The organism is Pseudoalteromonas luteoviolacea CPMOR-1, assembly GCF_001625685.1.
GTDB lineage: Bacteria > Pseudomonadota > Gammaproteobacteria > Enterobacterales > Alteromonadaceae > Pseudoalteromonas > Pseudoalteromonas luteoviolacea_K.
Map to the genome: position 1 here is coordinate 70,175 of NZ_AUYC01000002.1, position 13,274 is coordinate 83,448.

The following is a 13,274-nucleotide window of genomic DNA, read 5'->3' on the forward strand; positions in this document are numbered from 1 at the left end:
GTTATTCCGCGCTAGGAAATCCGTCTAATAAATTCTGTACAGATTTTTGTGCTGACTTTTCTTTTCTTAAGTCGCCTGTGGTGCTAAACAAACGGTTAAACCACACAACATCTCCAGACTCAAGATCTACCAGCGATGCAAAACCAATTTGGCTTCCACCAGGTGCACCTAAAAGAACCTGCATTGCTACTCGACCTGCTGACGCATAGCTATCACGCATAAATAAAAACAACGCATAATCTGCGCCTGTTTCTTGGCGAAGTGTTTGCGCGTCATTCCCTAATGTCCAGTCAAAATTCTTGCCTTTAGATGGCAGTTTTTGAGGACCAAGGTGGTGTACTAGCACTGAATAACCAACCGCTTCGTGTAATTTAGCCAATTGGTAGCTGATAGCGTTTGGATCAGTATTGTCTGATTCGAAAGGCACGATATCCGCGTTATGCTTTTCCATCACTCTTGCCGCTGCAACATTCATGTGCTTTTTAGCACTTTCAGTCCAGTCTGCTTTAGTTTCTAATGCGCCTAGTGCTGTTAATTCAGCTAATTCAACATCAATAGGCATCAACAGGATTTTTGATTTTTCTAATTTTTCTCCTGCTTCGCCACCACTATTTAATGTAGATTTTGCAGCGTAGTTTGACGTGTGTGCACACCCTTGCAAAAGCAACAGTGAAAGCACAGTTAAAGTGGCTAAAATATTACCTTTCATCTTTCTTCCCGATAAAATAAAGGCGGGAAAATATACTAAATCGGGGACTAATGCAATTATTTGTAAGAAATCGTTAAGAACTATTGTAAAATAATAAATTTATTAATAATTAACAACTAAACAAATAAACTAACAAAGAAAACCATAGATGCAATGCTTAAAGATAGGTCATGGGATATTGCCAAACAACAGACAGGTCAAAAATCAACCACCCATTAATTTACCAAACATGATGTGATCAAAAATCAATCTAAAAGTACCCTTTTAAAAATTAAATTCCAAGGCCTGTTCGTTATGCTTAAAACACAGACCCCATGCGTTTGGAGGGTATATGGAGGGCATATTTAGCTTAATGTACAACGAAGACAAAAACCCAACCATAGCAACTTAACCAACTCATTGCCAAGCTGTTGAGCACCGCGCTAAGCTAACATTTTTTCTTAATAGCTAGGCTACATAATAAGTTAGGCTATATGCTCAATCAATATGTCTATAACTGAACCCGCCCATGATGAAATGGACTTATTGCTCCATTCTCTCTTTTGAAAATACGACACAAATAAGCTTCAATTTGTTTCCCCCTAAAATATAGTAAACAATATCGAATAAATAAGTATTGTTGCACTTACAAACTACATTCACACATAGCGTTAAAATCCATTAATCGCATACCTATTCACAAGTTAGATAAAATATTTTACAGTACGCGCAACTTAGTTATTGAGAGCCCTATGCTTAAGCCCTTATCACACGTATTGATTATTACTGCTGTGTTAGTCGCCTTTATCGGCCAGTCGCTTGCATATAACTTTGCCATGTCCTTTGAGCAAGGCTCAACACTTGTCGTTGATCTTCACCTTACGGTGTCAGACGCGCAACGCGAGTTAGGAAGCGGCGCTCAAAACGAAGACGATTGCTGTGAGGTCGATTGTTGTGAGGACGAATGTATCTGTCCATCCAATGCGTGTATGACTTTTGCCTATGTAAAACCAGACAACCACTCGGTATCATTCTCTAAATATCACCACATGTTGTTCAACATCTCCCATGAACACCCAATAAAAGTACAAGATTCACTTTTTCGTCCCCCTATTTTTGCCTCTTAAGGGTTAGTGCGCCCGCAATTCGCACATTTAAATCACTTTTAAATATTTATGCTTAATATGCGAGCAATTTTCGCATGCTTAGAGGTAAAAATGCTAAACACCTATTCTACAATCGCCATCTCGGCGATGCTGCTACCCTATGCTTCTTATGCGGGTGAACATCACCATCATGAAGAAAACCATGGTGATCATCACCACGAACATAACAATAAACAAGTTGAAAAAATCCAAGTTACTGCATCTAGGCTTGGCCGTATCGTGACAGAGTCAGCCACACGAACCGAAGTCATCAACACTGAAGAAGTACAAGAAAAAGCACTAATGAGGCCGGGTAATATCTCGATGTTGGTCGCCGAAACTGGCGGCGTCAGAGTACAAAATACCTCCCCTGCGCTGGGCAGTGCAAATATTAGATTGCAAGGATTATACGGTCGCTATACACAGCTATTAAGTGATGGTTTACCTTTGTACGGTGGTCAAACCGCTTCAATCGGATTACTTCAGATCCCACCAACCGATCTGGCTAATGTTGAAATTATTAAAGGATCTGCATCATCATTATATGGCGGCTCGGCACTAGGCGGGGTTATCAATTTGATATCGCGAACGCCTTCTGACGAGTTTGAAGGAGAAGCCCTGTTTAATGCCACGTCTAAAGATGGTCAAGATATTACCGCCTATCTTGCCTCACCCATAACAGATGATATAAGCACCTCCATTACCGCTGGTGCCCATCATCAAGCAGCAAAAGATCTGGATAATGATGGCTGGATAGACATGGCAGCGTATAACAGAGCAACTATGCGACCTCGTATATATTGGTCCAGTGACAACGGAGCAAATTTGTATGCCACATTTGGTGCCATGACAGAGCAACGTACAGCGGGGACACTGGAAGGGGCCGTTATGCCTGATGGACAACCCTATGTCCAAGCACAAGACACAACAAGGCTCGACAGTGGCTTTATTTTTGAGCAACCGCTTGGAGAAGTGCTCAACCTCAATGTCCGAGGCTCTGTAATGCATCAAGATCACGACCATCAATATGGCCAAGTACTAGAAAACGACACGCATGAAAGCTACCTGCTTGAAACGAGTTTATCTGGCTATACGGACGATGCAGCATGGCTTGTGGGTATTGCGCATCAAAGCGATAAGTTTTCATCAGAAAGTAACCCTGAGTTTAACTATACATTTGAAGTTCCCGGCTTATTTTCACAATTGGACTACGATGTCTCTCATGACATTGCTATGTCACTGAGCGCCCGAGCTGATTGGCACAGTGAATATGGCACACAGTTTAGCCCTCGCATTTCAATGCTCTATAACCCAAGCGATTGGACTGTCCGTGGCTCATACGGCAAAGGCTTTTTTGCGCCAACTCCCTTTATTGAAGATATCGACGATACCGGACTTTCTCGACTCGCGCCACTATCCGATTTAGATGCTGAGCGCGCAACCACTGCATCCATTGACATCGGCTATACATTTAATGGGGTTGAAGCGAGTATTACTTTATTTGCTTCTGACGTAGATAATGTCACAGAACTTGAAACGCTAGATAACCTGAGTGCCTTCTCTGGTAAAACAGTGCGTATCGCCAATGCAACTGGACACAGTGAAATTCGTGGTACTGAACTTTTACTGCGTTATCGTTGGCATGATATAAAAGTGACCACCAGCTACCTGTACACAGATGCCAGTAAGGAAACATCGGCCAATTTAAGCCGAGCACCACTCGCGTTGACGCCCAGACATTCAGCTGGTGCGGTGATCATGTGGGAAGAGCATGGCAGCCACTTAGTCGGGTTTGAAGCATATTATACCGGTACTCAAGCGCTGGAAAATAATCCGTATTTAGATAATAGCGATCCTTATTGGCACTTAGGGTTACTCGGCCAAATCACGCTCGGTAATGTCAGTTGGTTTTTAAATGCAGAAAACTTACTAAATGTTCGTCAAACGAAAGACTATTCTTTATTGCTACCAAAGCAAGCGCCCAGTGGACGATGGACAACCGATATTTGGTCTCGAAATGATGGATTCACCGTCAATGCAGGGATTAGAATGACGTTTGGATAGCCCCCACTTGTCATAAAATAGGGAAATAGATTCACGACTATTTCCCTTTTTCAGCTATTTTGTATGTGGCTAACACAATGACGTGTGCGTTACTGTGCTCTGATAAACTCCATCTTCCAATTCACTTCCCATGTTTCGCCATCATCTTTGGAAAATGCTTGTTGCCAAGTAGGCATATCTGGGTTAGTTGAGTCCCATACAAATCTTACTTTGATTGGCACACCGTTATATACCTCATCAGCATAAAAACGCCCGACGCCATTAGTAAACTGACCAACGACCGGTGTATCCATCGCCGTTGGATTTCGCCCATCAAGCCACCAAATTGACCATTCTTTTGTCTGACTGTTATAAGAGCGGATTGCTTTTGCTCTCACAGACTGATTGGGCATATGTAAATAATTATCCTCTACATTACCAAACCCACCAAGCGTTTTTATTGTCGATGATTGCCCTTCAAATTCAATCCACTCCTGTGCGCCACTGAGAATATCTTTTAAACGACGGTGTTTTACTTGCCAGTCGCCGATAATAAAATCAAAATCCTTTGGTTCATTGTGCTCTAGTACTTGAAGCATGGCTTTTCCTGTTGTTTGTTTTTAATTTTGATACACCATACCACAACTACTGTATATTTAAACAGTCCTAATGATGAATTATAAAAAAAAGCAAACAGTTAGATATGATAATACACAGAACGTAAGCACCCAAGCACAGGATGCTTACGTTATGAATGGGACTATTATTGATTAGACGATCGTAATAATGCTGCTTCCATTACTTGAAACACGCTGGTGTTATCCACATAGCTTCCATTCCATTTATAATGCTCCCCCCAAAGCTCCGCAGCTTTTGGATCTGTACGTGTGAACTCATTAAAACTGTCAGCGCCTTTACCAATTACCCAAAGTGGTACTAACTCATTGGTATGATTTCGTGATGCCCATTGGTATCCCGGTATATTACCTTTACCACGATTTTGTACCGCTAAAAAAGCATTAAATTGATCTTCAGCAGGATTAAATCGCGCAGTTTCCAAAGCGTCTTTATTTCGGTCGATTGCAACTGCACCACCTTGACCGTTTGTCCAAGTACCCTCTCCCCATATGCCACCGCACTCATGATCGGAGGTGATAATCAGCAAGGTTTCGTCCCAATTTGAATTGGTTTCAACCCATTTAACTACTGCATCAACCGCTTGGTTAAAATCAATTTGCTCTTCAATAAAGCGCGGCATGTTATTGGCGTGTCCCATCCAATCAACAGCGCCCCCTTCAATCATCGCAAAAAAGCCATCTTGATCTTGATTTAGTACATTCAAAGCGCCGACGCTCATGGTCGCCAAACTTGGTACACTGTTATTAAACGCCATACCTGAAGGGGTGTCTGCGTCATTTAAACCTGTTCGACTCGCTTGTAAAGTTGATCCTGAACGCACAATCCCTATTACACGCTCAGGCAACACTTCACCTTGCGCCAGCGCTTCAAACTCAGATTTAGAGTCGATATACAGAGCGGCTTTTTCATTAGAGCCTGCGCGGATTGCATTATAAGTTTGCTCCCCACCAACATATTTAAAAGTCTGCTTTTCTGTCACTTTCAACGCGCCACTTGAGTCATACATAGGATGGCCCGCCCCCATTATGACCGACAGGCCTGAGTCATGCATTTCATTAAATATTTCGACGTAGTTGTTGCGAGAAACATTGTGTGCAACCGCCGCTGCAGGCGTCGCATGCGACACCATCACAGATGTTACAGTACCAGCTGATAAGCCCTGTTTCATCGCAATTTGTGCAATCGTGTCAAACTGCTCGCTATTGCTCCAATCCATATTAATGCGACCTACAGCAGTTTTTCGGCCACTCATCAACGCAGTACCTGCTGCGGCACTATCCGTGTAGGAGGTATAGCTGCCCGAGTCTAAATAATCATTGAGCATGGCATTTTCAAATCGGTCCCAACGTGTTTGTGGGTCATAACCCTGATCAACTGCCCCAGCGGCTTTCGATAAATCGGTACCTCTGGCCAAAGTACTACCATTTTCATCGACTAAATTTAACGCACTGTGCGCAAGGCCAAATACCAATGGCTTGGTGCCATCTGGACGTTTAACTTGGTATGTTTGCTGACCGGCAAGTCCTTGATAATAATCCGCTGCAAGCCAACCATTAAACCCAATACCATCAGACACCATCAAAATAATATTCTTAGGGCCACTGGGTTGCGTAACCTTTGAGGTTGGATCTGGCAACATGGTACAGGAGGTTGATAGCAGCATGGCCGCGATGAGTATTGGCTTAAAGCGTTTTTGCATTTTGATCTGTTCGTTCAATAAATTAATGGCCGCAAAAATATACCAATGCTAAATTACCGTTGTAAGAAACATGCGACCAGCTGTGCAAAAAAGCAGCTCAATTGCGTTATGTTATAAAATAACATTATAATCCACTTGAATTGACAACAAGTATTTTTCAATTGTGTCCTAGACAGATAAAAACATTTGCTCAACAACGAGACCAAATTAGTCAAATAATTGGCTTTAGGAGCAAAAATAGCAATGCTAGGCAAAGAAAATTGCATCGTTATTCGTCCGTTTTAGTGACCTAAAATTCGCAACAATCAGTACAAATTGTACCTTATAAGTGTATTTTCGGTTCAACTGTTCGTTTTATGCGATAAAGTCCAACAATGCGGTATTGTTATTATGTATCATCTAGGAACAACTAAAAATATTAAATTTCACTACCTTTACTAGGGGAAATCCAGTGTTAAGAAAAACTCATTTGGCGCTAGCTATATCAGCAGCCATGTTACTGAACGGTTGTTCAGACGCACCAGAGCAGCAGCAAACTGCACAAGTAGAAGCAACTGATACCGCTTCTGCAAAAGCCGCTGCAAGCAATATTGCACAAAACCCATTCTTCCAAGAGTGGAACACACCATTTGGTGCACCGCCACTGGGTGACATCAAAACTGAGCATTTCTTACCTGCGTTTAATCAAGCAATTGTTGAGCACAAAAAAGAGATTGATGCGATCACTGAAAACGAGCGCCCTGCTGATTTTGATAACACCATCGCAGCGATGGAGTTAGCAGGCTCTACACTAAACCGCGTTTCAATGGTATTTGGTAACCTTGCCAATACTGAATCAAACGATGAAATGCAGTCTCTACAGCGTGAAATCTCACCAATGCTAACACGCCACTATAGTGACATTCGTATGAATGAAGCACTTTTCAAACGTATCGCAACGGTCTATGACAACCGCAAATCTGCGCTATTAAATGCGGAACAAACACGTCTACTTGAGCGTATTTACAATAGTTTTGTACGTTCAGGCGCAAAGCTAACTGGTGAAGAGCGCGCTGAATTTGCAAAAATTAATGAGCGCCTTTCTGCACTAACCACTGAATTTGGCCAAAACTCTCTTAATGATTCACGTGCTTTCACTCTAGTACTAGAAGAATCTGATTTAGCAGGCTTACCTCAGGCACAACGTGATGCAGCAGCAGCGGCAGCAGCGGCAAGAGACTTACCTGGTAAATACGTCATTACCCTTAATCGCTCTAGCGTTCAACCTTTCCTACAGTTTTCTGACCGACGTGATCTACGTGAAAAAGCGTTTAAAGGTTGGGCGAACCGTGGTGACAACGACAATGAATTTGATAACAAAGCCATCATTGCAGAAATCGTTGAACTTCGCGCAAAGCGCGCTCAGCTATTAGGTTTCAAACATCACTCAGAGTATGTACTAACTAATTCAATGGCGAGCAAACCAGAGACGGCGATGGACCTACTATTAAAAGTATGGGAACCAGCGGTTGAAAAAGCAGAACAAGAGCGTCAGTGGATCAAAGAGCTAATGGCAGCTGAAGGCGTAACACATGAGCTTGAAGCATGGGATTGGCGCTACTACGCAGAGAAAGTACGTAAAGCAAAATTTGACCTAGACCAAGGTCAAATCGCTGAATACTTCGAATTAAACAACATGATCGAAGCACAGTTCTATACAGCTGAGCGCTTATTCGGTCTTAAATTCGTTGAGCGTACTGACATTCCTGTATACAACCCAGTTGTGCGTGTTTGGGAAGTGCAAGACAAAGCAGGTAAGGCAATCGGCCTATTCTATGGTGACTACTACGCGCGTTCAACTAAGCGTTCTGGTGCTTGGATGAGCTCATTCCGTTCTCAGCAAAAGCTTGCTGGCGACGTTAAGCCACTTATTCTTAATAACATGAACCTTAACAAGCCTGCTGAGGGCGAGCCGACGTTAATGAGTTACTCAGATGCAGAGACGCTATTCCACGAATTTGGCCATGCGCTTCACGGCTTACTGTCTAACGTAACTTACCCAACACTTGCAGGCACTAGCGTACCTCGCGACTGGGTTGAGTTCCCTGCACAGTTATTTGAGCACTTCATTGCTCAACCTGAAATGCTGAAGAAATTCGCATTGCATTACAAAACGAACAAACCTATGCCTGAAGAATTACTTGAGAAAATTAAGCAAGCAGGTACATTCAACCAAGGGTTTGCAACTGTTGAATTTACAGCATCTGCATTGGTTGATATGGCATACCATCAGCTAACTGATGTCAAAGATCTAGATGTTCGCGCATTTGAAAACAAGATCCTAACTGGCTATGGCAAGCCTGAAGAAATCATTATGCGTCACCGCAGTACACACTTCGGTCACATCTTCGCAGGTGGTTACTCATCAGCTTACTACGCATACATGTGGTCAGAAATCTTAGATGCTGACGGTTTTGACGCTTTCCTTGAGAAGAAAGACATCTTCGATAAAGAAACTGCTGAACGTCTATACCAATTCATCTACAGCCGTGGTGATACGTTGGACTACTTCGAAGCATATGAAGGCTTCAGAGGAAGAAAGCCAACCACTGACGCACTACTGCGTAACAGAGGTCTAGACTAAGTCTTAACGCCAAAGCCGAAGTCATTGTACTTCGGCTTTATTTTATCCGTTAAATCAAGACTAACCCAGCGATTGGCCCACCGATAATACCGATAACTCACCGTAATATGTGATGCAACAACATGCTAAGTTGCTGCAAAGAAAACTCTTTATAAAAAATAAAGCAAGTAAATACAGCTTTACCTGATCTATTATACACGAGACAACACTATCAATATTTTTTATAGACTTAAGACAAGTATCTTAAGCTAATTGGCTTTTCTAAATAGGTGTAACGCAACTTGTGAAGTGATAAAGAGTGAAAATGTAAACACAAGCCCAAATAGCATCACAGGTTCATACCCTTCAACCATCGTTGAGATGACTCTCGCTGAAAAGTTAAAAAAGAAGTACATCGATGCGGGTAAAATCAGTAACCATGATTTTTTATAAATGCCTATGGCAGTAATTATCGCCAAACTTAACGTGGGCGCCCCCAGTGTACGTAGATTAGTAAACCCATACTCTGTCACAGCGTTAAAACCACTGGGTTCATTAATCACGGAAGGAAACAACATCGCCGTTAATGCCGCTGAGCCTAGAATAAGTACAAATATGCCACATAGCACTTGTGCGAATTTGATCATAATAATATGCCTATATATCTGTGAATTAATAGCAAACATATTATTTGAGCTGACTCAGTGTAACTTGCACTATTCGGTCACTGATTTGCACTATTCAGTCAGACCGTGTTTTTCTCAGTTCACTAGGCGTGATATTAAAGTGCTGTTTAAACGCTCTTGAAAAGTAACTCAGTTCTTCAAAACCACACTCAAACGCAATATCAGTGACACGCTTATTGGTGGTGTTTATTAACTGCTCTGCTTTTTCTAAGCGCGTTAATACAAGGTACTTATTGGCACTCGTGCCATACACTTGTTTGAATTTTCGATTAAAAGTCGATGTGCTCATATGACATAAAAATGCCATCTCTTCGACCTTTAAAGGAGAATATAAATGTGCCTGTACAACCTGCTGTAATTTAGGTTGATTAGATAAAAAGAGTTCACTCAGGAGTGGCGTGATTTGATTGCTACCATCAACTTGCATGATGAGTTCTATCAGTTCTTGTACCTTTAAAGCAATCAAACAATCTGTCATATCTGGTTGCGTAATATACTGTTTCAACAGCGTAAAATAGCCTGTGAGTAGTGTGTGGTTTGAGATCACTGCGGCAGATCCAGATTCTGAGCTTTTTAAATTTGAGTGAGTGCCTACAAACTTTTCAGGTAATGAACCCTCATATATTGATTGGATTAACGACTGCGTTAACCTTACGCCGACAAATTCAACTGCATTGCTTTGTGGGCTTTCCAACCAGCGATTAATGAAATTATCCGCCTTCATCAACAACGTATCTCCCGCCTTTAAAGACAAGCTCTTACCTGCGCAAATTAACGATGACTGGCCTTTAAAGATATGGATCAACCGAGCTTCATTGACTAAGCCATCTTGATAAGTATAGGGAGCAGAAAATTGCATGAGTCCCATCACGACTTGAGAGTCGTAGCGCAAGGTCTGTAAAACTGGTTTATGTTCTGATGTCATCTAGCTAAATTAACTTTGTGGGGTATCAACAGTTTAAAGGAATGAGTTGTGCCTGTCCTAATTTGCTGCCTGCTAATTTACTGCCTGTCACGATTGATAACATAAACGCTCGCAAGCACAGGTCATACCGTGCTTGCGCGCGCTGGCAGGAATTTACTTCATTACACCAATGGCCTTAACAGCTTCCACGCCTGCAATGCAAGCTTGTTTGCTTGTAATTGTCACGGGTGTTTGACTATCAAATGCGCCAAGTACCAAGCTATAAATGTTCACATTTCCCGGGGCATTTAAGTCCACTCCCCAATGCGCTTGTAAACTTGGCTCAACACAGCTTAATTGCGTTACCTGCTTTTGTGGGTGTGTCTTAAACAAAACAACTTCACCTTGAATGTCCACTTGTGTCACTAAATACTGTTGCTCTACGGTAAGACCCTTAAAACTCAGCAATAGTGCACTTAAAAAAACAAATGCTCTCATGTATTCACTTCTATTTTTATTGGCCTTGCAGCTGCAAGGCCCTATTTTATCAATTCGTTGACTCAGCTACAGGGCTACCAAGCAAATCGGTGTGGATAAAAATCACCTGCTTTTTACCTGTTTGACCTTTGGTTTGAGATAGCGAGGTCGATTTAGAGCGCCAGCACTGACTTGTGGCAGTACAAGCCTCAACATAATATGTACTGACATTAAATTGACCCAATACAAATTGATGTTGCCCAGCCTGTGCGTTTGATTTCAGCACTTGCCACTGGCCTGCATCGACTTTATGCCATACTCGATAAGTCGTCGCATGTGCTTGCACTGACCAACTTAATGTTACCGAGTCACCAGCTTTGGCAGTCGCTTTATCAATGCTCAGCGCAAACTCTTTCAATCCAGTATCCGGTTCGTTATTTTCCAGATTAAAAAGTATAAACCCTTGCTGTGATTGCAACCCTTGCTCATCAGTAACCCAGAAGGGTACTACTTCTTTGCCTGTACTACCCGGGTCGGCAACATATCTAAATACCCCATGAGGCTGACCTGGGACACGCACAATTTTGCCAAGCTTAGTTTTGTTATCGGCACTGCCTGACGGGGTCATAAATTGATAAGTAAAGCGGTCGAGCAATCCGGGCGCGGCTTGCGCTTCAGGATCAATTAACATGCCCGTCCTAAAATGAATTTCACCGGACTGTTGCCCTGTGAGTGTAAACTCAGCATCAAATACTATAGGGGCCTCGTTCACTTGAATAAGTCGCACTGGCACACGATAACTTCCTGAATTGGATACGCCATCACTGACTTGAACAAATACGTTAAGGTCCGTGCCTTCAAACAACGGATCAATGGTGATCAAGTTGGTCGCTGCATCATAGGTATAGCGACCCGGCTCATTTGGTATCACCCAATGGAGTTTATGATTGTTGCTGAAAGAACCTTGATACAGAATTCTAAATGCATTCATATCTAGGCTAAACGGCTGATCCTCTACAACAGCAGGAATACTGTCATGGAACCTTATCACTGGAGATGACTTTGACTCTTTTATTTCAATTGTTATTTCACCACGCCCTGATCGAGCTCCCATATCGTCGTATACAAAAAAGAAAACATAGTCGCTACTTATATTCGGATCGCTTGGAGGGATATACTCAACACGTCCATTTCGCTCACCGGGTATCTGTAAAAAGCGCCCGCCATTTACTGTCCAGCCCTTGTCATCAGTCCCTGTAGCATCTTTGTTAAAAATATACCTAAATTGCTCAAGCCTGGGGTCGAGACCGCCCTCAGGGTTGTAGTCAATATCAGGGTCACGCACCATACCTGACATAAACAACGCAAACTTCTCGCCCTTCACAATACCAAAAGTCATAATTGCTTCGTTCCCTGGAGGATCGTTAATCGGCGCTACCGTCAGCGTCGTGTTGAATACCTCTGAGCGATGCTTTCCATCAAATAAAGTAACAGGCACGCTCAATTCGCCATAATAGTGCTCATTAGGTATCACCGTTAAATCTTTGACTTGATAGTTGGCTCCACTGCCAACTTCTAGGCGAATATCTTCAGGCAACGAGTCCACATCACTATAAACAAAATGAGACAACTTCAAATCAAATTGAGTGTCCTCGTCCATATGCAATGCTTGCTGAGCTGTGATAATAGGCGGAAGTTTGTTCTCTTTCAACACAGTGACGCTGACTCGACCCACTGAAACACCACCATTAGAATCGCTAACCGAATAGGTGATCTCATCAGGACCGTCATAATCAAAGTAAGGGGTATATTGCACCAAATTATTTGAAATCAATACATGCCCTTGCTTAGCCGACACCTCTGAGAGCGTTAATGCATCGCCGTCTATATCACTGTCATTTGCCAACACATCAATATTCACTTGTGTGTTGGCGATTAGGGTCACCTCATCATTTGTCGTCAAAGGCGCATCATTCACCGAATTAACGGTAATAAAGGCGGTACCTTCGATAGGCACTGAACGCCCATCTGACAATAAATAGGTTATTTCATCTTGCCCATTAAAATGCGCGGCAGGAATATATTGCACACGCCCGTTAGGTAATAGGCGGACTTCACCATGTAATGCCGATACCGCGACAATTTTAAGCAGGTCCTTATCTTTATCAGAGTCATTACTGAGAAAATCGAACTCTCCTGTGCCATCTTCTTGTAATGTCACATAGTCGCTTGTGACCACGGGTTTTGTATTTTTACTAGCTTGGTCATGCAAGTTTTTAAGTGTAAATTGCAAATGGATCGGAAACTCTAATCCCGATGCACCAGCTGCCACACTTAACATACTGAGCCAGCACATAATCGTAACTGATACAGCCTTTTTCACTGTCAATC

Annotated in this window: 10 protein-coding genes; 3 read left to right on the forward strand and 7 right to left on the reverse strand. The window is 42.5% G+C overall.

Annotated features, from left to right (window positions below):
- Position 1: 1 nt before the first annotated feature.
- Complete coding sequence (locus N473_RS00720; protein WP_063366309.1) at positions 2–709, reverse strand: hypothetical protein; 708 nt, start codon at positions 707–709, stop codon at positions 2–4.
- Between the two features lie 731 nt (positions 710–1,440).
- On the opposite strand from N473_RS00720, the gene N473_RS00725 reads away from it, so the two are divergent.
- Both N473_RS00725 and N473_RS00730 read left to right on the forward strand, forming a co-directional pair.
- Positions 1,441–1,815, forward strand: a complete 375-nt coding sequence (locus N473_RS00725; protein WP_063366310.1) for a hypothetical protein — start codon at positions 1,441–1,443, stop codon at positions 1,813–1,815.
- 90 nt (positions 1,816–1,905) lie between these two features.
- On the forward strand, positions 1,906–3,897 hold the full coding sequence (locus N473_RS00730) for a TonB-dependent receptor plug domain-containing protein (RefSeq protein WP_063366311.1): 1,992 nt from the start codon (positions 1,906–1,908) through the stop codon (positions 3,895–3,897).
- 89 nt (positions 3,898–3,986) lie between these two features.
- On the opposite strand, the gene N473_RS00735 is transcribed toward N473_RS00730, so the two are convergent.
- Positions 3,987–4,475, reverse strand: a complete 489-nt coding sequence (locus tag N473_RS00735; RefSeq protein ID WP_063366312.1) for a hypothetical protein — start codon at positions 4,473–4,475, stop codon at positions 3,987–3,989.
- Positions 4,476–4,639: 164 nt separating this feature from the next.
- On the reverse strand, positions 4,640–6,214 hold the full coding sequence (locus N473_RS00740; protein ID WP_063366313.1) for an alkaline phosphatase: 1,575 nt from the start codon (positions 6,212–6,214) through the stop codon (positions 4,640–4,642).
- A gap of 451 nt (positions 6,215–6,665) precedes the next feature.
- Here N473_RS00740 and N473_RS00745 point away from each other — a divergent pair, with 451 nt between their 5' ends.
- A complete protein-coding gene (locus tag N473_RS00745) occupies positions 6,666–8,837 on the forward strand; it encodes a M3 family metallopeptidase (protein ID WP_155735494.1) in 2,172 nt (723 codons plus the stop codon).
- A 248-nt stretch (positions 8,838–9,085) separates the two neighbouring features.
- Here N473_RS00745 and N473_RS00750 read toward each other — a convergent pair whose 3' ends face one another.
- The 4 genes from N473_RS00750 to N473_RS00765 form a co-directional block, all read right to left on the reverse strand.
- Positions 9,086–9,463 (reverse strand): hypothetical protein, encoded by a 378-nt coding sequence (locus tag N473_RS00750; RefSeq protein ID WP_063366314.1) that lies wholly within the window; start codon positions 9,461–9,463, stop codon positions 9,086–9,088.
- Positions 9,464–9,557: 94 nt separating this feature from the next.
- Positions 9,558–10,427: a helix-turn-helix domain-containing protein gene (locus N473_RS00755; protein WP_063366315.1), complete on the reverse strand. Its 870-nt coding sequence runs from the start codon at positions 10,425–10,427 to the stop codon at positions 9,558–9,560.
- A 153-nt stretch (positions 10,428–10,580) separates the two neighbouring features.
- On the reverse strand, positions 10,581–10,904 hold the full coding sequence (locus tag N473_RS00760; protein ID WP_063366316.1) for a hypothetical protein: 324 nt from the start codon (positions 10,902–10,904) through the stop codon (positions 10,581–10,583).
- A 49-nt stretch (positions 10,905–10,953) separates the two neighbouring features.
- Complete coding sequence (locus N473_RS00765; protein WP_063366317.1) at positions 10,954–13,266, reverse strand: cadherin-like domain-containing protein; 2,313 nt, start codon at positions 13,264–13,266, stop codon at positions 10,954–10,956.
- Positions 13,267–13,274 lie beyond the last annotated feature (8 nt).

Bases quoted from the DNA above. Each gene is read 5' to 3' on its own strand.
- N473_RS00720 (WP_063366309.1), bottom strand. From the start codon at position 709: ATGAAAGGTAATATTTTAGCCACTTTAACTGTGCTTTCACTGTTGCTT.
- N473_RS00725 (WP_063366310.1), top strand. From the start codon at position 1,441: ATGCTTAAGCCCTTATCACACGTATTGATTATTACTGCTGTGTTAGTC.
- N473_RS00730 (WP_063366311.1), top strand. From the start codon at position 1,906: ATGCTAAACACCTATTCTACAATCGCCATCTCGGCGATGCTGCTACCC.
- N473_RS00735 (WP_063366312.1), bottom strand. From the start codon at position 4,475: ATGCTTCAAGTACTAGAGCACAATGAACCAAAGGATTTTGATTTTATT.
- N473_RS00740 (WP_063366313.1), bottom strand. From the start codon at position 6,214: ATGCAAAAACGCTTTAAGCCAATACTCATCGCGGCCATGCTGCTATCA.
- N473_RS00750 (WP_063366314.1), bottom strand. From the start codon at position 9,463: ATGATCAAATTCGCACAAGTGCTATGTGGCATATTTGTACTTATTCTA.
- N473_RS00755 (WP_063366315.1), bottom strand. From the start codon at position 10,427: ATGACATCAGAACATAAACCAGTTTTACAGACCTTGCGCTACGACTCT.
- N473_RS00760 (WP_063366316.1), bottom strand. From the start codon at position 10,904: ATGAGAGCATTTGTTTTTTTAAGTGCACTATTGCTGAGTTTTAAGGGT.